This window comes from Vibrio sp. 10N.261.45.E2 (genome assembly GCF_002875705.1).
GTDB lineage: Bacteria > Pseudomonadota > Gammaproteobacteria > Enterobacterales > Vibrionaceae > Vibrio.
In genome coordinates this window covers 1-433 of sequence record NZ_MCZZ01000063.1, presented here as the reverse complement: position 1 = coordinate 433, position 433 = coordinate 1, and the positions used below count along the sequence as shown (strand labels likewise).

General features: G+C 35.8%; 1 tRNA gene. It reads right to left on the bottom strand.

Going from position 1 to position 433, the window contains the following annotated elements:
* Nucleotides 1–299: 299 nt before the first annotated feature.
* A tRNA-Ala gene (locus tag BCT34_RS03605) sits at nucleotides 300–375 on the bottom strand.
* Between the last annotated feature and the right edge of the window lie 58 nt (nucleotides 376–433).

Here is a 433-nt window from a genome sequence, read left to right as displayed (position 1 = left end):
ACTGTTTGCCGGACTCAATTTCGATTCAAACTAAGTTTGAATCACTCTTTATTTCCACTTTAAAAAAGTGAAGACAAAAAGCCAAGACACTTGAATGTGTTTGTTGTGTTTTCTTAATAAAAAGAAAACATTGAGAACTTTTAAATTTGATTAACTTAATCACAGCCTGAGCTGTTTGATTTCACTTTTTAAAGTGAAAACCAATTAAGTAATCAGTCAGCTTTCCAAATTGTTAAAGAGCTAGATATTTCAAAAGAAATAACCATTTTTAAAGATTCTTAAGGAAGAACACTTAAAGATGGTGGAGCTATGCGGGATCGAACCGCAGACCTCCTCGCTGCCAGCGAGGCGCTCTCCCAGCTGAGCTATAGCCCCATCTGGAAAAGTATTTCCTACTCTTAACTTATTAAACCATCAATCTGTGTGGACACTT